The organism is Streptomyces apocyni, from assembly GCF_009739465.1.
GTDB classification, from domain to species: domain Bacteria; phylum Actinomycetota; class Actinomycetes; order Streptomycetales; family Streptomycetaceae; genus Streptomyces; species Streptomyces apocyni.
Window position 1 is genome coordinate 264,967 of the sequence record NZ_WHOM01000040.1, and the last position, 18,465, is coordinate 283,431.

At 70.3% G+C, this 18,465-nt stretch carries 13 protein-coding genes; 7 read left to right on the forward strand and 6 right to left on the reverse strand.

What is annotated here, in order from left to right:
* Positions 1-16: 16 nt before the first annotated feature.
* The gene (locus GCN81_RS08550) at positions 17-580 is read right to left on the reverse strand and encodes a MarR family winged helix-turn-helix transcriptional regulator (protein WP_231626505.1); all 564 of its coding nucleotides are present in this window, start codon (positions 578-580) and stop codon (positions 17-19) included.
* A 285-nt stretch (positions 581-865) separates the two neighbouring features.
* Between GCN81_RS08550 and ilvA the strand changes: the two genes are divergently transcribed.
* The 3 genes from ilvA to GCN81_RS08565 all read left to right on the forward strand — a co-directional run bounded on the left by ilvA (position 866) and on the right by GCN81_RS08565 (position 4,053).
* Positions 866-2,029: a threonine ammonia-lyase gene (ilvA, locus tag GCN81_RS08555; RefSeq protein WP_231626534.1), complete on the forward strand. Its 1,164-nt coding sequence runs from the start codon at positions 866-868 to the stop codon at positions 2,027-2,029.
* 150 nt (positions 2,030-2,179) lie between these two features.
* The gene (locus GCN81_RS08560) at positions 2,180-3,205 is read left to right on the forward strand and encodes an ATP-binding cassette domain-containing protein (protein WP_156723299.1); all 1,026 of its coding nucleotides are present in this window, start codon (positions 2,180-2,182) and stop codon (positions 3,203-3,205) included.
* Positions 3,202-4,053: an ABC transporter permease gene (locus GCN81_RS08565; RefSeq protein WP_156723301.1), complete on the forward strand. Its 852-nt coding sequence runs from the start codon at positions 3,202-3,204 to the stop codon at positions 4,051-4,053. Before GCN81_RS08560 ends, GCN81_RS08565 begins: the two co-directional genes overlap by 4 nt.
* A gap of 74 nt (positions 4,054-4,127) precedes the next feature.
* On the opposite strand, the gene greA is transcribed toward GCN81_RS08565, so the two are convergent.
* Complete coding sequence (greA, locus tag GCN81_RS08570) at positions 4,128-4,625, reverse strand: transcription elongation factor GreA (protein WP_156723303.1); 498 nt, start codon at positions 4,623-4,625, stop codon at positions 4,128-4,130.
* Positions 4,626-4,767: 142 nt separating this feature from the next.
* Positions 4,768-5,160: a DUF4307 domain-containing protein gene (locus GCN81_RS08575; protein ID WP_156723305.1), complete on the reverse strand. Its 393-nt coding sequence runs from the start codon at positions 5,158-5,160 to the stop codon at positions 4,768-4,770.
* A gap of 128 nt (positions 5,161-5,288) precedes the next feature.
* Between GCN81_RS08575 and mca the strand changes: the two genes are divergently transcribed.
* Together mca and GCN81_RS08585 are read left to right on the forward strand one after the other, a co-directional pair.
* Positions 5,289-6,170, forward strand: coding sequence for a mycothiol conjugate amidase Mca (mca, locus tag GCN81_RS08580; protein WP_156723307.1), 882 nt, complete (start codon positions 5,289-5,291; stop codon positions 6,168-6,170).
* Positions 6,163-6,438, forward strand: a complete 276-nt coding sequence (locus tag GCN81_RS08585; RefSeq protein WP_156723309.1) for a hypothetical protein — start codon at positions 6,163-6,165, stop codon at positions 6,436-6,438. The genes mca and GCN81_RS08585 overlap by 8 nt, the downstream gene beginning before the upstream one ends.
* A 96-nt stretch (positions 6,439-6,534) precedes the next feature.
* Here GCN81_RS08585 and GCN81_RS08590 read toward each other — a convergent pair whose 3' ends face one another.
* Both GCN81_RS08590 and GCN81_RS08595 read right to left on the reverse strand, forming a co-directional pair.
* A complete protein-coding gene (locus tag GCN81_RS08590) occupies positions 6,535-9,738 on the reverse strand; it encodes a tetratricopeptide repeat protein (protein ID WP_156723311.1) in 3,204 nt (1,067 codons plus the stop codon).
* 151 nt (positions 9,739-9,889) lie between these two features.
* Positions 9,890-12,136: a glyoxal oxidase gene (locus GCN81_RS08595; protein ID WP_156723313.1), complete on the reverse strand. Its 2,247-nt coding sequence runs from the start codon at positions 12,134-12,136 to the stop codon at positions 9,890-9,892.
* Positions 12,137-12,495: 359 nt separating this feature from the next.
* Between GCN81_RS08595 and GCN81_RS08600 the strand changes: the two genes are divergently transcribed.
* Positions 12,496-14,058: a Dyp-type peroxidase gene (locus tag GCN81_RS08600; RefSeq protein ID WP_197287529.1), complete on the forward strand. Its 1,563-nt coding sequence runs from the start codon at positions 12,496-12,498 to the stop codon at positions 14,056-14,058.
* A gap of 80 nt (positions 14,059-14,138) precedes the next feature.
* Here the strand turns inward: GCN81_RS08600 and GCN81_RS08605 are convergent, their stop codons facing one another.
* Positions 14,139-15,959, reverse strand: a complete 1,821-nt coding sequence (locus GCN81_RS08605) for an HAL/PAL/TAL family ammonia-lyase (protein ID WP_197287530.1) — start codon at positions 15,957-15,959, stop codon at positions 14,139-14,141.
* 393 nt (positions 15,960-16,352) lie between these two features.
* Between GCN81_RS08605 and GCN81_RS08610 the strand changes: the two genes are divergently transcribed.
* Entirely contained in the window at positions 16,353-18,392 is a 2,040-nt protein-coding gene (locus GCN81_RS08610) for a thioredoxin domain-containing protein (protein WP_156723317.1), read from the forward strand.
* Positions 18,393-18,465: the final 73 nt, after the last annotated feature.

An 18,465-nucleotide genomic window follows, 5' to 3' on the forward strand; every position in this document is an offset into this window, starting at 1 on the left:
CCCGGCTCCGAGCGGGCTAGGAGGACGACCTGTCCGGCGTCGACCCGTCCGGCGTTGACGCGTCCGGCGTTGGCGCGTCCGACGACGGCTCGTCCGATGTCGACGCCGCCGCTTGCCGCGCCGAGAGCGCGGAGTTGAAGCGGGTGAGCAGCGTGCAGAACGCCTCGCGCTCGCTGGGGGCCCAGTCCTCGGTCAGCTGCGCCATCAGCTCACGTCGCGAGGACCGCACCTCCTCCAGCCTGGCCTGCCCGCGCGGCGAGAGCTGCAGGACCACGGCGCGGCCGTCGTCGGGGTGCGAGGCGCGGTTCACCAGGCCGCTCTCCACCAGCGGGGCGACCTGCCGGGTGACCGTCGACGAGTCGATCCCCATGCTGGCCGCGAGCGCCTTGACGCCCATCGGGCCCTCGGTGTCGAGTCGGTTGAGCAGCAGATACGCCGCGCGGTCCATGGAGTTGCGCACCTGACCGACTCCACCGAGCCGGGTCTGTTCGGCACGGCGCGCGAAGACGGCAACCTCGTGTTGCAGGCTGTCGAGGAGGCCGGGGCTGCCGGCGGTCGTCATGTCCGAAGGTGTGGGCATGGCCGGGGGCTCACTTCATGCGAGGGGCGGGAGGACGGAGGATGGGGGACAGAGTACGCGGCTCGCGCCTTGCCCGTACCTGCGCGGGCCAAACCCGTGGGGCTCCCTTCTGGCCCCTGCGCCACGCGAGCCGTCCGGTGCCAGACTTGCGTCATGAGCTACGGCACGCCTGACTCCCTTCCCACCCCGGACGTCACCCCGGACGCCACGCCGGACGCCGCCCCGAGTCCCGCCCCCAGTCCCGTTCAGGCGGTGACCCTCGACGATGTGCGCGAGGCGCAGAAGATGCTCTCCGGGGTCGCGCGGGTGACCGCCATGGAAGGCAGTCGGCACCTGACCCAACTGGTGGGCTCCCCGGTCCACTTCAAGTGCGAGAACCTCCAGCGCACGGGCTCCTTCAAGCTGCGTGGCGCCTATGTGCGGATCGCCGCTCTGAGCCCGGAGCAGCGCGCGGCCGGGGTGGTCGCGGCGAGCGCGGGCAACCACGCCCAGGGCGTCGCGCTGGCCTCCTCGCTGCTCGGCGTACGGTCCACGGTCTTCATGCCCGCCGGGGCCCCGCTGCCGAAGATCGCGGCCACCCGCGACTACGGCGCGGAAGTGCGGCTGCACGGGCACGTCGTTGACGAGACGCTGGCCGCGGCCGAGGAGTACGCCCGTAAGACCGGCGCCGTGTTCATCCACCCCTTCGACCACGCCGACATCATCGCGGGCCAGGGCACGGTCGGCCTGGAGATCCTGGAGCAGTGCCCCGAGGTGCGCACGGTCGTGGTCGGCATCGGCGGCGGCGGTCTCGCGGCCGGGATCGCGGTGGCGGTCAAGGCGCTCCGCCCCGATGTGCGGGTGGTCGGGGTGCAGGCGGCGGGCGCGGCCGCCTATCCGCCGTCGCTGGCGGCCGGGCGCCCGGTGGCGATCGAGAACCCGGTGACGATGGCGGACGGCATCAAGGTCGGCCGTCCCGGCGACGTTCCGTTCAAAATCATTGGCGGACTGGTGGACGAAGTCCGTACGGTCTCCGAGGACGCGCTCTCCAGCGCGCTGTTGCTCTGCCTGGAGCGGGCCAAGCTGGTGGTCGAACCAGCGGGCGCGAGTCCCGTGGCGGCGCTGCTCGGCGAGCCGGAGTCCTTCGAGGGTCCGGTGGTCGCGGTGCTGTCGGGTGGCAATGTCGATCCGCTGTTGATGCAGCGGATTCTGCGGCACGGCATGGCGGCGGCGGGCAGGTATCTGTCCCTGCGGCTGCGTCTTACCGACCGGCCGGGGGTGCTGGCCACGCTCCTGGGGGCGTTGTCAGTGGTGGATGCCAATGTGTTGGACGTGAGCCACGTACGCACCGACCCACGGCTTGGGCTCACCGAGGCGGAGGTGGAGTTGCATCTGGAGACGAAGGGGCCGGAGCACTGCGCCGAGGTGAGCGCGGCGCTGCGGGAGGCGGGCTACACGGTCATGACCTGACGCGAGACCACCCGACGCGACCTGCGCAACTACCCGGCATGACGCGATGTATCGCGTTAGGCTGGGTGGGTGTCGCTGTTCCACCAGGCGGAGCACGTCCGTCACACCTAGGATCTACGCAGACTCACCCGAAACACTGGGAGAACTCACATGCCAGGCGCCATCTACGCCGAAGGGCTGGTCAAGCACTTCGGCGACGTAAAGGCTCTGGACGGCGTCGATATCGATGTCCCCGAAGGCACGGTTCTCGGCCTCCTCGGGCCGAACGGTGCCGGTAAGACCACCACGGTGCGCTGCCTCACGACGCTGCTCACGCCGGACAGCGGCAAGGCGGTCGTGGCGGGCATCGACGTCCTCAAGCACCCCAACGAAGTACGGCACTCCATCGGCCTGTCCGGCCAATTCGCCGCCGTCGACGAGTACCTGACCGGCCGCGAGAACCTTCAGATGGTCGGCCAGCTCTACCAGATGAGCGCACGGGACGCGAAGAAGCGGGCGGGGGAGCTGCTGGACCGGTTCAACCTCGCGGACGCCGCCGACCGCCCCTCCAAGACGTACTCGGGCGGTATGCGCCGCAGGCTCGACCTCGCGGCCGCCCTCGTGGTCTCACCACCGGTGATGTTCATGGACGAGCCGACCACCGGACTCGACCCCCGCAACCGCCAGGCGCTGTGGGACGTCATCCGGGAGCTGGTCGGCGGCGGTACGACCCTGCTGCTGACCACCCAGTACCTCGAAGAGGCCGACCACCTGGCGCACGACATCTGCGTCATCGACCACGGCCGGGTCATCGCCCGCGGCACATCCGACCAGCTCAAGTCCCAGACGGGCGGCGAACGCGTCGAGGTCGTCGTGCACGAGCGCGAGCAGATCGCGCCCGCCGACGAGGTGCTGCGCGGCTTCGGCAAGGGCGCCACCACCGTCGAGGAGCACACCCGCAAGCTGACCGTTCCGGTCACCGGTGGCGCCAAGCTGCTGGCCGAGGTGATCCGGGAGCTGGACGCCCGCGGCATCGAGATAGACGACATCGGACTGCGCCGCCCGACCCTCGACGACGTCTTCATCTCGCTCACCGGCCACACGGCCGAGACGGCGGAGGAAGACACCGAGGCGGGCGGGCTCGTCCAGGACGCGAAGCCCCGGCCGGGCAAGAAGACGAAGGAGGAGGCCAAGTGAGTGCCGTAACCGAAGCCGTGAAGCCCCGGACCCCCGTGGCCAGCGGCGGAGTCAGCCAGTCGGTCCGGGACTCGCTCGTCGTCGCCAAGCGCAATCTGATTCGCATGAGCCGCATCCCCGAGATGGTCATCTTCGGGCTCATCCAGCCGGTCATGTTCGTCATCCTGTTCACGTACGTGTTCGGTGGCTCGATGAACATCGGCGGCACCACCGACCCCGGCGTGTACAAGGAGTTCCTGATGGCGGGCATCTTCGCCCAGACCGTCACCTTCGCCACCGCCGGTGCCGGTGCGGGCATCGCCGACGACATGCACAAGGGCCTGATCGACCGCTTCCGGTCGCTGCCCATGGCGCGTGGCGCGGTCCTGACCGGCCGCACCCTCGCTGACCTGGTGCAGACGGCGCTGACCCTGTTCGTCCTGGCCCTGGTCGCCCTGCTCGTCGGCTGGCGCACCCACACCAGCATCGTGGAGGTGCTCGCCGCCTTCGGGCTGCTGCTCCTGCTGGGATACGCCTTCACCTGGGTCGGCGCACTGATCGGCCTCTCGGTCCGTACCCCGGAGGCGGCGACCTCAGGCGGACTGATCTGGCTGTTCCCGGTCACCTTCGTCTCGAACGCCTTCGTGGACTCCAGCAAGATGACCCCCTGGCTGCGCCATGTCGCCGACTGGAACCCCTTCAGCGCCACGGTCCAGGCCTGCCGGGAGCTCTTCGGCAACCCCGGTGTCTCAGACTCCGGCGCCTGGCCGATGGAGCACCCGGTCATCGCCTCGGTGCTCTACTCGGTCGCCATCATCGTGATCTTCCGGACTCTGGCGGTCCGTAAGTACCGCAACGCCACAGCCTGACGCGGCACGACCAGACATGAAGGGGCCCCCGGCCGGGAACGGCTGGGGCCCCTTCATGTCGTGCGCTGCGCGCCTCAGCCCTGATACGGCTTGGCGTCGAGGATCTTCACCGAGGCCATCTTGCCGTTCGGCAGTTCGTACTCGGCGGTCGAGCCGACCTTCTGGCCGTTCACACCCGAGCCGAGCGGGGACTGCGGCGAGTAGGTCGCGATGTCCTCGGACGCGTACTCACGGGAGGCCAGCAGAAACTGCGTGGTGTCGTCCTCGTCGCCGTCGAAGGCGATCGTCACGACCATGCCGGGGGCGACCGTGCCATCGGCCGCCGGTGCCTGGCCTACCTTGGCATGCTCGAGCATCTGTGTGAGCTGGCGCACACGGAGCTCCTGCTTGCCCTGCTCCTCTTTGGCCGCGTGGTACCCGCCGTTCTCCCGCAGGTCGCCCTCCTCGCGCGCCTCCGCGATCTTCGTGGCGATCTCGGTGCGAGCAGGACCAGACAGATACTCCAGCTCGGCCTTGAGCTGGTTGTACGCCTCCTGGGTCAGCCAGGTGACGTTGTCGCTGGTCTGGGTCACAGGTGCTCCTCGTCGGTACTGGGAAATACAAGCATCGCCCTACCCCCAAGGATGTTCCCTCACGGGTGGGCGAAACCACGAGCCTAACAATTCCGGTGCAAAAGGGGGAGGAGGTAAGCCGCTGCTTTCGCGTTAACGCAGGTCAGACGGCGTTACACGCGACGAGCTCGACGCTGGTCGCCTCGTCGGTCGTGCGCATGGTGAGGTCCGCGACCACCAGAGACGCACGGTCGTCGACCGAGAAGTCCTTACGGCCGACCTCGGCGCCGCTCTCGGCGATCGCGCGCAGGGTGCACACGCCCGGCGTCTCGGGGTCCTTGCGGATCTCCAGGCGGGCCTGGACCTCGTCCTCCGAGAGCACCTTGAACGTGATCATCTCGCCGCTGAAGGCGTTGGCGGCCGAGACGTAGTGGTACCCGATCCAGCCGACGAACCCGAGCAACAGGACCCCCAGCGCGGCGCCCACGATCTTGAGCTTGCGGTCGACGCGGGCTTCGGCCGAGCGCCCGTAACGGCCATCAGGCACGGCGCTCATGATCGTTCCTCTCCGGTGGGGCTTCAGGGGAATTATCCGCCCCTGACTACGGTCACTATAAGAGTCGCCCAAACGCGCCGAATCACCGAGGGGCACACTCGAGGCGCCCGATATACGAGGATCGAGTCTTGACTGAGCAGCTGCGACTGATGGCCGTACACGCCCACCCCGACGACGAGTCGAGCAAGGGTGCGGCCACCATGGCCAAGTACGTGTCCGAGGGGGTGGACGTGCTGGTCGCCACCTGCACGGGCGGTGAGCGTGGCTCCATCCTCAACCCCAAGCTCCAGGGGGACGCCTATATCGAGGAGAACATCCACGAGGTCCGCGCCAAGGAGATGGACGAGGCGCGCGAGATCCTCGGCGTCAAGCAGGAGTGGCTCGGCTTCGTCGACTCCGGGCTGCCCGAGGGCGACCCGCTGCCGCCGCTGCCCGAGGGATGCTTCGCCCTGGAGGACGTCGACAAGGCGGCGGGCGCGCTGGTCCGGCTGATCCGTGACTTCCGGCCGCAGGTCATCACGACGTACGACGAGAACGGCGGCTACCCGCACCCCGACCACATCATGACCCACGAGATCACGATGGTGGCCTTCGACGGCGCGGCGGACGCCGAGAAGTACCCCGAGTCGGAGTTCGGCCCGGTGTTCCAGCCGCAGAAGCTCTACTACAACCAGGGCTTCAACCGCCCGCGCACCGAGGCCCTGCACAAGGCGCTCCTGGACGAGGGTATGGAGTCGCCGTACGGGGACTGGCTCAAGCGCTGGGACGAGTTCGAGCGCGTCGAGCGCACCCTGACGACGCATGTGCCGTGCAGCGACTTCTTCGAGGTCCGCGACAAGGCGCTGATCGCGCACGCCACCCAGATCGACCCCGACGGCGGATGGTTCCGGGTGCCGATGGACCTCCAGAAGAAGGTCTGGCCGACGGAAGAGTACGAGCTCGCGAAGTCGCTCGTGGACACTTCCCTCCCCGAGGACGACCTCTTCGCGGGCATCCGCGACAATGCCTAGCGTGAACGTAAATCTGGCACTTACGCAGCTTGTCCCACTCGCCGAGGAGTTCGACAAGAACAAGGTGACCCCGGGCGTCCTCGGCTTTGTCGTCTTCGCGGCGCTCGCGGGCGGCGTGTGGCTGCTGATGAAGTCGATGAGCCGCCACATGGGCAGGGTCTCCTTCGAGGAGACCCCCGCCGCGTCCGGTTCCGCGTCCGGCTCTCCGTCCGCGTCTGGTGACGACCAGCCCGCGAAGGGCGCCGCCGCCGAGCCGCGGCAGGGCTGACGCGCTGGGTGAGCGCCCGCTCACCCAGCGCCCGGCCACCCCCAGCGCCGGCCACCCAGCGCCGGCCACCCAGCGCCCGGCGACCGCGCGCGCCGCTCACCTCGCGCGCACCGGGCCCCCGGTCCGTACGCCCATGACCTCGCGGGCGTGCCGGTCCGGCACCAGCCCGAGCCGCCAGGCCTGCCATCCCGCGGGCAGGTCGATGCCGCGCTCCAGGACCAGCCGGTACGTGGCCAGGTGCGAGGTCAGCTTGGTGTCGCGCGCGGCGTGCGCGGCCTTGGCGAGCCGGGAGAGCTCCTCCTGCGCGACGGCCGTGCCGACCTCGGACCCGCCCGGCGACGCGTACGGCAGCAGCGTGCAGCGCAGGAACCGGGCCCAGTCCTCACCGCGCCGGTCGCCGTACCCGGCGAACAGCGCCACCGCCTCGTCGCACAGCGTCAGCGCCTGCTGCGAGCGGTTGTTCCCGGCGTCCACCACGGCCAGCTCCAGGCACGTCCACGCCTCGCCGTGCGCGACGCCGACGCGCTGGAAGTCGGCGCGGGCGTCGACCAGGAGCTGCCGGGCGAACCCGGAGTTGCGCAGCGAGCCCGTACGGGCGGCGCTCTGGTCCCGGGTCACCCGGCCCGAGTGGTGCCGGGCGCAGGCCAGACCGTAGACGTCCCGCATCCGCGAGAACATCGTCCGGGCCCGCTCCAGCGCCCGTACCGCGTGGTCCAGGACGCCGGTCTCCTCCAGGGCCTGGCCCAGGTAGTAGTGGGTCCACGCCTCGCCGCGCGCGTCCTCGTTGTCCCGGTGCCGGGTCAGCGCCTGCCGCAGCCCGTCCGCCGCGGGACCCGGATCACCCGCGACCAGCCGGGCCCGCGCCAGCTGCGTCCCCGCCCACGCCTCGCCCCGGGCGTCATGGGTCCGCCCGTACAGCTCCAGGGCGTGCCGCAGCTCGCCCTCCGCCCGCCGTACGTCGTCCATCCGCAGGCACACCTGCCCGAGCTGGAAGTGCGCCCACGCCTGGCCGTGTACCGACTCGCTCTCGCGGTGCAGCACCAGCGCGTTCTCCAGCAGGCTCAGCGCCTCGGCCACCTGCCCCCGGTCGCGTTCGACCGCGCCCAGCGCGTGCAGCGTCCACGCCCGGTCCCCGGCCAGCTCCTCCGCCGCCTGGAGGTCCAGCGCCTCACTCAGCTTCGCCGCGGCCTGCGACAACTGCCCCTGGTGGTGCAGCGTGATCCCCAGCGAGCACAGCGCGCGGGCCGCCCCCGCCTCGTGGTGCGCCTCGAAGTACAGGTCCACCACCGACGCCAGTGACGTCCGCGCCTTGTCCAGTTCGCCGAGCTGCCGGGCCGCGATGCCCGTACGCCACTGCACGGACCGGCCGAGCAGCCCCTCGCCGACGGCCTGCGACAGCTCGCTGAGCTCGCCGAGCCGGTACAGGTCGCCGCGCAGCAGGCAGTAGTCACACAGCGCGCCCAGCAGATCCAGTACGGTCTGCTGCCGCACCCCCTCTGCCTGCCGCAGCGCCGCCGTGATGAAGCTGGACTCGTCGTCCAGCCAGCGCAGCGCCGCGTCCAGCGAGGTGAAGCCGTGCGGGCCCACCTGGTCGGCGCGGGTCGAGGTCTTGCCGTCGACCAGCCGGATCACCGAGTCCGCGAGCTCCGCGTAGTGGGCGATCAGGCGTTCCTGCGCGGCGGTACGTTCCTGGGGGTCCTCCTCATCCCGCAGGCGGGCCTGGACGAAGGCACGGACCGTGTCATGCAGCCGGTAGCGGTGGCCTTGGACCGGCATCACGAGACCGGCCGCGGCCAGCGCCGACAGCAGCCGCCCCGCCTCCCCCTCATCCGCGGCCAGCAGCGCCCCGGCCGCGGGCGCCCCCAGCGAGGCCCGGCCCGCCAGCGCGAGCCGCCTGAGCAGCCGCCGTGCCGCCTCACTCTGGTCGGTGTAGCGCAGCCACAGCACCCGCTCGACCGGGTCCACCGGACCGTACGCCGCCAGATCACCGGCCAGCTGCCGGGGCGTACGGGGCCCGAGTGAGGACCCCGCCGCGCGCAGCGCCAGCGGCAGCCCGCCGCACAACTCCCGTACCTCGTCGCACGCTTCGGCGTCATACGGGCCGCTCGGGTCTTGGGCGACCTCCCGCAGCAGCTCTTCGGCGCCCGCCGAGTCCAGCGGCTCGACCGGCAGCTGGTGCACCCACGCCGGAAGGTCGTCCGGCAGCTCCAGTGCCTCCGCCGCCGTCACCAGGATCAGGCTGTCCGACCGCTCCGGCACCAGCGCCCGCACCTGCGCCGCGTCGCTCACGTCATCCAGTACGACGATCACCGGCAGGCCCGTCAGGTGCTGGTGGTAGAGCTCGACCAGCCGCTTCAGCTGCTGATCCTTCGACGAGCGGTCCCGGAACAGCAACTGCTCGCGCGGCGCACCGAGCCGGTTCAGCAGATGCAGCAGCGTGTCCCGCGTGGAGCGTGGCCGCTCCGCCTGGTCACCGCCGCGCATATCCACCACACAGGCACCCCGGAACTGGTCCCGCAGCTCCCGCGCCGCCCGCACCGCCAGCGCCGTACGCCCTGATCCCGGCGCCCCGTGCAGCACCACCACCGTCGCCCGGGTCTGGGTGGACGCCCGCGCCGCGTGCACCCACTGCGCGATCCGCGCCATCTCCTGCCGCCGCCCGGCGAACGGGCCGCTCGGCTCCGGGAGTTGCCCGAACGACTTCTCCAGGACGTTCCGCCGCCGGGCCGCCGCGCTCTTGTCCGTACGCCGCTGGGGACGCTTGGCGCCGGAGCCCGTCGCCGCGGCCACCACCCGCTGCTGGTCGAGGAACGGCCGGATGCCCCGCACCTCAAGCGCCGTGAGCCACTGGAGCCTCAACTGCTCGGGCCCGCCGGGCTGACTCAGCGCCGCGGCCCGCCGATGCGCGGCGGGCCAGTGCACCGCGGCCACCCGGCCCACGGCCGCCAGCGCGCCCGCCGTCGCCACGACGGCCCCGGCACCGAGCGCGGTCCCCGCGCCCGTACCGAGCACCACATCCGCGACGACCGCCGCCGCGGCCGCGACCGCCGTCACCGACAGCGCCGTCCCGCGCTCAGCGGCCAGCCGCTCACCGAACGACCGCGCCGTCGCAGCGCCCTCGTCCACGGCCCGCGTGTACGCCTCGTACTCCTCACCCGCGGCCCGCCCGATCGAGTCCAGCGCCCCGCGGGCCCGGACCAGCAGCGCCTGCCCGTCGACCTGTCCGCCCGAGCGCCGTACCTCCTCCTCCACCGCCCGTACCAACAGCCGCTCGGCCTCGCTCCGATGGCTGTCCCGCATAGCGCGCCCCCTCTGAGAGTCCTGTCGCACACTCAAGTGTCCTGCGGCGCGGGCGAGTTTGCGAGGGACTTGGTGCTTACGCGAGGGTCACAGAGGGCGCGTGGGGCGCGTGGGGCGCGTGCGGTGCCAGGGGCCGCCCTGCGGCGCGAGGCTACTGCGTGCCGCCGTGCGCCAGTTGGACGAAGCGTGCTGGAGACGGGACGCCGTTGCTGTCGACCACGACGAGCATGTAGTTGCCGAGTGGGGCCACCGCGGGGGTCTCAGGGGTACGGAACTGGATGGTCCAGCGCTCGTACGCGTCGGGGTCCTGTGCCAGGGTGCGCAGCCACACGTAGCGCTGGTCCATGTTGTTGCCGTGGGTGGTCGAACCGAACCGGATGAGCGCCACCCTGGACCGGGCGTCGAGACCGGGGCCTCTGACCTGGAGGCCGATCGTCTGGTTGTAGCCGAGGGTGAACCATGGGGTGTCGGCGTCGGCCACCGCGGTGATGGTGGGGCGGGGGCCGCGCCAGAGGTACGGCGGGTAGTAGCGCTCGGCGGTGGTGTGCTCGTCGACCAGGGACTCCCCGGTGTCGGGGTCGCCGGCGAACCCGCCTGTGCTGCCGGCCTTGAGCACGGTCCCGTCGGGCTGGAGCAGCGCCGTCGAGTGGTAGCGCCGTTCAGTGAGCGCGGATGCGGCGGGCCTGAACGTCTCGGTGTCCGGGTCGAAGATCTCGGAGTCGAGGACCGGGAGCCGGTTCATGTCGCCCCAGCCCTCCTCGGACCCTCCGCTCACCAGCACGGTGCCGTCGGCCATGAGCGTCGAGTCGCACAGCTGCCGAGGATGGCTCATACCGCCGACCCGCCGCCAGCCCTTCTGGCGGCCCAGGGGCTGGTGCACATCGATGTCCAGGACCTCCGCGGTCGCCGTGCTCTTCTGCTCGAAGGTGAGGAGGCGATGGTCCGTCTGCTCCTCGTGCTGGCCGCCGACCACCAGAATCCGGTGCCGGGGCGCCCCCGGCCGCAGGGGGAGCAGGACATTCGAGCCGTAGGTGGGATAGCTGCGGGAGCCCTTCCCGCGCATGGGGTAGACGACGCGCTCCGGGACCAGCACGGTGTCGTCCATGGTCTCGTCGTACTGGTAGAGCCAGGCACGGTTGCTCTCGACCACGGCGACCACCGGCAACGACGCCGTCGTCCTGCCGGGGAGGACGAAGATGTTGGGGTAGGTGGCCAGTCGTTCGTCCTGCTTGAGCAGCGTGGGGTCGATCAGCTCATTGGCCTGGGCCAGGGGGGTCAGGCTGCCGCTCGCGGGGTCGTAGACCTGGTAGTTGTTGTTGAAGCTGTTCCAGTAGCCGTCCCGTGCGTTGTCCTTGGACTTCCTGCGGGCGGGGTTCGTGCGGTTTCCGCCGGCGATCAGCATCCGGCCGTCGGGCATCGTCGTGACGGTCGGGTACCAGCGGTTGACGCCCATCTGGGGGCCCTTGCTCCAGCCGTTCGCGCCATTGGCGTCGTACAGGTGCACGCCCTGGCCGTCTTCGAGGCCCTGGTGGCTCGGATCGACGTGCCCTCCGGCGACGAGGAGTCTTCCGTCCGGCAGGTGGGCGTGGCCTCCGCAGAAGATGTTCTTCGGTGTCAGGTCGTCGCCGGTCATGGGCCGTTTGCGGGTCTTCAGGGTGTCGATGTCGAGAGCGCGGGCTTCGAGGGCGCCCATGTGGAACGGCTTCCACACCCACTTGTCCGGCCGGTCGGGGTGCGGGATCGGGTTGCCGGCCGCGTCCATCTCGCGGGACGGGGACCACATGATGACCTCGACGCCGTCGCCCTCGCGGACCAGTGCGGCGTGTACGGCGACGATCTCCAGGTCCAGGAGCTGGTGGTCGCGGGCCGCGCCGAGCCAGCGTCCCCCGGCCGGTTCGATCCAGACGTCCACCATCGTGGTGGCCTGGCGGGTGCGGATCTCCAGCCGGTCGGCGGGTACCCCGGGGGAGCCGAGCTTGTGTGGGGTGACCCAGAGCTCAGTCGGGCTGCCCGGGGTGGCGCGCAGGGTGACCCCGCCGTCCTCGGGCTTGTCCCTTTCGGTGCCGATCCGGGTGAGCCCGGTGGTGCTGGTGACCCGGATCTCGGCCGCCTCGGCCCTCGCGGACCCGGAGACGCGCAGGGGTACGCGTACGGGTGCGCCCCGCCCGTTCTCGTCCAGCTTCAGGTGGACCCAGCGCCGCCCCAGGAGGGCTTGCGGCCCGTCGGCGTCGACGGGTTCGAACGACCTGGCGGCGGCTGCCTGGGGTACGGCTCCGATAAGCAGCCCGGAGGCCGTGACGGACAGCGCTCCGGCCAGCAGGACGCGCCGCCCTACCGGACTCGTCTCCGGAATTTCGTCGTGGGGATTCTCTTCGGGCAGCAGAGATGAATGTGGCATCGCGAACCTCGCACTCCGGTCAGGTTTTCACGGTGTCCTCGGCTGCGCTCTAGCAGGGGAATGGGAGAGCGCGTGACAGTGCCGAAACCGCATGTCAGAGAGGTTTCCGCATATTCGTATCGAGTGGCGGCAAGAAACGTTTCCGCGCATTTTCGGCGAGTCGGGAGTGCGGTAAGGGGAGTTTCGCGACCCGCTTTTCGTGCACTTTCCCGGGCGTATTAACTCTCTGCTAGGGAGCCGTGCGAGTGGCTCGACCTCGCGGTCGAGTGAATTCGAACGTGTGAAGCGTCGATCGCTCGATCGGGTGGCGAAAGATGGTGGCGCTACGCCAACCCATCTCGAACAGCCAGGGAGGCCGCGTGACCACGCAACTCGCCCCGATCGACTTCCACAAGGAAACCGGGATCGGACCCGAGGAACGGGGCGGAGAGTTCAGCCCCGAGGAAGACAAGTTCCTGCGGGAGCTACAGGGCAACATCCTCAAGAGCCACGGACGGGACCACAGTCGCCATCTCTTCATCCGGTTCCACCAGGGGAAAGCGGAGGCGGGCAGGAACTGGCTGAAGGCCATGAGCGGCAAGGTGACCTCGGCCAAGACCCAGTGGGACCAGTCCGCCACGCGTGCCAGCATCTTCGCCGCCGCGCGCCAGCAGCCGGACCCTGAGGCGTATCTGAGCCTCGAACTGGCCGCGAACCCCAGCCCGCCCTTCATCGGCCTGATGCTGTCCTACCAGGGCTACAAGATCCTCGGCTACCAGATGCAGTCCGCCGACGTTTCCTTCAAGGCCGGTACGAGAGACGAGGACATCCGCAAGAAGCTCGGTGACCCGCCCGCGAAGGCGTGGGAGAAGGGGTTCCAGGAGGACCTGCACGCGCTGGTCATCATCGCCGACGACAGTCCCAAAGTCGCGGAGGCCATGGCGAAGACGATCCGCGAAAGCGTGGAGACGGGCCTCGACCCGTGCGGAAAGGTCGCGCACGAGGAGATCGGGAAGGTGCTCCGGCTCCGACCCGACGGCCCGGTGCGCGAGCACTTCGGCTTCGCCGACGGCGTCAGCGAGCCACTCTTCCTCACCAAGGACATCAAGAAGGCCAAGGAGAAGGAGGGGACCAGCAGATGGGACCCGGCCGCTCCGCTCAAGCTCATCCTGGCCAAGGACCCGGTGGCCCCGAAGGAGGGACCGTTCGACCTCGCGGGCGACGGGATGACCGGCTTCGGCACGTACGTCGTCTACCGCAAGCTGGAGCAGGACCTCGCCCGCTTTAACCAGCAACGCCTCCGGCTGGCGGAGCAGATCGCCAAGGAGGAGGGCCGCAACAAGACCCACGAGGGCGACCTCGAACTCGCCGGTGCGTACATGGTCGGCCGCTTCCGCAACGGCATGCCGGTGAGCGAACCGGCGAACGCGCACGGAGTCGACGACCCGATCCCCAATGACTTCGACTACCTGCACGACAAGAAGGGCGCGCTGTGCCCGTTCCAGTCGCACACCCGTAAGACCAATCCCCGTGGCGACACCGGCTGGCGGTTCGGAAATCCTCTGGAGAAGGAGCGGCTCCGCCGGATCACCCGCCGCGCCATCAGTTACGAGCAGAAGACCGGCACGGGCGAGAAGAAGGTGGGGCTGCTGTTCCTGTGCGCCCAGCGGAACATCCTCGACCAGTTCGAGTTCATGCAGGAGAGCTGGTGCAACAACGTCGACTTCGTCGTCGGCGAGAAGGCGGGCGAACCCAAGACGGGCCAGGACCCGGTCGTCGGCCAGGGCAAGTCCGCCACCGAGCCTCGCTGGCCCAGGAAGTACGGAGTGCCTGGCGCCACGTTCTCGGCGAGCATCGCGGAGTCGGTGACCATGCGGGGCGGCGAGTACTTCTTCGTACCCAGCATGCCGTTCCTCGAGAACGCCACCACACTGCCCCGTTGAGTCCGAGAGCGGCCTGAGGTGAGTGATGCTCGTGCCGGGCGGCGGACGGCCGCCGCCCGGCACGGGCATCCATGGGCGTGTCAGCCCACACTCAGGAGTGCGTCCGCGCGCACCAGGCTGGTCATCTCCTCCAGGTCGGGAGTCATATGACGGTCGTCGGTCAGCCGGGGGATCACCGCCCGGACGGCCGAGTGGATGCGCTCGGTTCCCTGCCCGAGCGGCAGTCCGTCCATGTCGGACCGGATCAGGTCGATGCCCTGAGCGCTCATCAGCAGCTGAACGGCCAGGACCGTCTCGAACCGGTCCAGATTCGCGTGCAGATTGCGGGCCGAGGCCATCGCCATGGTGTTGTGGTCCTCCTGGCCGTCCTTCTCGGGCCGGGAGAGCACACCTGACGGCATGGCTCGGGTCTGCATCTCGGGAATGAGCGCCGCCGCCACGGTCTGCACCTGGACCATCCCGGAGTTGAGACCCACCGGCGGTGAGGCGAGGTTGGCGGGCAGCCCGTAGCTCCACTTCGGGGACAGCAGCCGCGCGGACAGCTCGTGGGAGAGCACGGCCAGGTCGGTGATCTGCGCGTTGAGGGTGTCCAGGGCGTGCCCGATCTGGGCGCCGTCCCAGTTGCCGCCCATCACGAACTCGTAGCCGCTGCCCCCGCCATGGGGGAAGAGCAGCGGGTTGGAGGTGGAGGCGTTCGCCTCACGCTCGACGATCTGGCGTGCCTCGTCCAGCGTCTGCCACAGGGTGCCGACGATGTGCGGCGTGGCGCGCACGGATACCGCGTCCTGGACACGCGGCTTGTGCTCGTCCAGACGGGCGCGACCCTCGTCCGTCATCCACTCGCTGCCCTTCACCAGCTCGCGCAGGCGCCTGGCGACGGCTTCCTCGGCGGGGATGCGCCGTTCGGCGTGCGTACGGGCGTCGAGCGAACTCGCCTCCGCCCGGGTGGCCTCCAGGAACAGCGCGAACGCGGACTCGAACTGGGTGGCCATCGACGTGCCACGGGCGATGGCATGGACATAGCGGGCTGTCAGCAGCCCGCTCCCGCTGATGATCGGCAGCGCCTCGCCCGCCTCCAGGGGGAAGGACACCGGCAGCTTCGCCTCCGCCAGGATTCTGCGCGCCGGCCCCGTACGACCCCGGTAGCGGGCCTGTCCCTTCTCTCCGGTCAGTACGAGCCCGGCGGCGGCCATCGGCTGGAGGTCACCGGTGCCCAGCGAGCCGACCTGCGGCAGCACCGGCGCTACCCCGGCGTTGACCAGCGCGAGCATCCGCTCGACCAGTTCCGGCCGTGTCCCCATGTGGCCGCGCGCCATCGAGTTGGCCCGCAGCACGAGGGCCAGGAGAGCTTCCCCGTCCGGGGCGTCGTCTCCCACCCCGGCGGCGTGGGAGAGGAGAATCCGGCGTTGGAACTCCCGCTGCTGGTCGTCGCTGAGCGGCTCGTCCTTGAGCGGCCCGAGAGCCTGGTTCCAGCCGTAGACCCGTTGCCCTCCGTCGAGTGCGGCCAGTGCACCGTCCCGGGCCTGGCGCATCGCCCGGGCGGCGGAGGGAGCGAGCGACAACTCGACCGGATCGCCGCGCACGATGTGCAGCATGTCCGGCAGGGTGAGCCGCTGGCCGTTCAGAGCGATCCGCAGGGGGGCTGCCCGAGGAGCGGCCGCCTGAGCGCCGTCGGCCGTGTGGGTGGACCCGGCCCGGGCCGCGGGGACGACGGTCGCGGGGGCGACAGTCGAGGGTACGACGGCCGCGGGGGCGATGGTCGCCGGGTCGGCAGTGGCGGCGGAGGCCGCTCCGAGAGGGGTGACCATGAGGACCGGCGCGAGCAGCAGCGGGACCAGTGCTCTTCGTCGTCGGCTGACTGCCACGGTCAGGAAGGCGAACAGAGAACGAGGGCGGTACACGACGGAGGGCTCCTTACGGCTCGGGGATCGGCGGGGCGTGCGCCGTATATGCCGTGTATGCCGTATTCGACCAGCCCCAGTAAGAACGTCATACAATCGCTCCGATGGCTTCCCGGCCCGACGCACCGCCTCCCATCAGGTCTTTCACCCACCTGTGGGACAACTCTCCACGGCTGGTGGAACGCCTGCGGCCGCGCGGGGCCCCCGACGCGGGTCCTTTGTCGACACCGCTTGGTTCTTGGTGCTCGGCCCGTGCCCGTCTCGCCCCAGGCACAGCCCCCACACATGGCTCGCTGGGCGGGGTGCTTGGCACACAAGTGCAGCTCGGCCAAGCGAGGCAGAGCCTGTGCGGGCCTCGCCGACTGGGTTGGGCATTGTGAGAGGCTGAGTCGTATGAACCGGCTGGCTGGTGTGACCTCGCCTTATCTGCTTCAGCACGCTGACAATCCTGTCGACTGGTGGCCCTGGACGCCGGAGGCTTTCGAGGAAGCGCGACGGCGTGATGTACCCGTTCTGCTGTCCGTCGGCTACTCAGCGTGCCACTGGTGTCATGTCATGGCGCACGAGTCCTTCGAGGACGAGCAGACCGCGGCACTGATGAACGACCACTTCGTCAGCATCAAGGTCGACCGCGAAGAGCGGCCCGATGTGGACGCCGTCTATATGGAGGCCGTCCAGGCCGCCACCGGACAGGGCGGCTGGCCGATGACCGTCTTCCTCACGCCCGACGCCGAGCCCTTCTACTTCGGCACCTACTTCCCGCCCGAGCCGCGGCACGGCATGCCCTCCTTCCGGCAGGTGCTCGGGGGTGTGCACACCGCCTGGGCCGATCGGCGGGACGAGGTCGCCGAGGTCGCCGGGAAGATCGTGCGAGACCTGGCCGGGCGAGAACTGGCGTACGGGGACGCCAAGGTGCCGGGTGAGGAGGAGTTGGCGCAGGCGTTGCTGGGGCTGGCGCGGGAGTACGACGAGGCCCGGGGCGGGTTCGGGGGCGCGCCGAAGTTTCCGCCGTCGATGGTCGTGGAGTTCCTGCTGCGCCACCATGCCCGTACGGGGGCCGAGGGCGCGTTGGAGATGGCGCGGGACACCTGTGAGCGGATGGCGCGCGGCGGCATCTATGACCAGCTGGGCGGCGGGTTCGCGCGGTACTCCGTGGACCGTGAGTGGACCGTGCCGCACTTCGAGAAGATGCTGTACGACAACGCCCTGCTCTGCCGGGCCTATGCCCATCTCTGGCGGGCCACCGGCAGTGAGCTCGCCAAGCGGGTCGCCCTGGAGACGGCCGACTTCATGGTGCGGGAGCTGCGCACGAACGAGGGCGGCTTCGCCTCCGCGCTGGACGCCGACAGTACGGACCCGGCCACCGGCAAGCACGTCGAAGGCGCCTACTACGTCTGGACGCCGGAGCAACTGCGGGCCGTACTGGGGGACGCGGACGCCGAGTTCGCCGCCGCCTGCTTCCAGGTGACCGAGGAAGGGACCTTTGAGGAGGGTGCCTCGGTTCTGCAACTTCCGGAACTCGCGGACGGTGAGGGGGACTTGGACGGTGAGCGGTTCGCGCGCGTACGGGGCGCGCTGCTCGCCGCGCGTGCGGAGCGGCCGCGGCCCGAGCGGGATGACAAGGTGGTCGCCGCCTGGAACGGGCTGGCGATCGCGGCGCTCGCCGAGGTGGGCGCCTACTTCGAGCGGCCGGATCTTATCGACGCCTCGCTGACCGCGGCCGACCTGCTGGTACGGCTGCACATGGGTCCTGACGCCCGGCTGTCCCGTACCTCCAAGGACGGGCGCACCGGCGCCAACGCGGGCGTGCTGGAGGACTACGCGGACGTCGCCGAGGGGTTCCTGGCGCTGGCCTCGGTCACCGGGGAGGGGGTCTGGCTGGAGTTCGCCGGGTTCCTGCTGGACATCGTGCTCGACCAGTTCGTGGGGGAGCACGGGACGCTGTACGACACCGCCCGCGATGCCGAGCAGTTGATCCGCCGCCCGCAGGACCCGACGGACAACGCGGCCCCCTCCGGCTGGTGCGCCGCCGCCGGAGCCCTGTTGACGTACGCCGCGCACACCGGCGCCGAACCCCACCGCACCGCCGCCGAGCGGGCGCTGGGCGTCGTGGCCGCGCTCGGGCCGCGCGTCCCCCGGTTCATCGGCCACGGCCTGGCGGTGGCCGAGGCGCTGCTTGACGGCCCCCGTGAGATCGCCGTCGTGGGCCACGCCGACGACCCCGCCACCCGCACTCTGCACCGCGCGGCGCTGCTGGCCACGGCGCCCGGCGCGGTGGTGGCGGTCGGCGAACCAGGCGACAGGGAACTGCCGTTGACCGTGGACCGCCCGCTGGTGGACGACCGGCCCACCGCCTACGTATGCCGCAACTTCACCTGCGACGCACCCGTAACAAGTGTGGCGCACCTCACAGACCGGCTGGCGCAACCCTAAGGGCGCGGGAGAGGGCCGGTCGTAGTCTGATACGCGCGCCGAGGGGGCTTAGCAGGTGTCACGGCGAAACGTG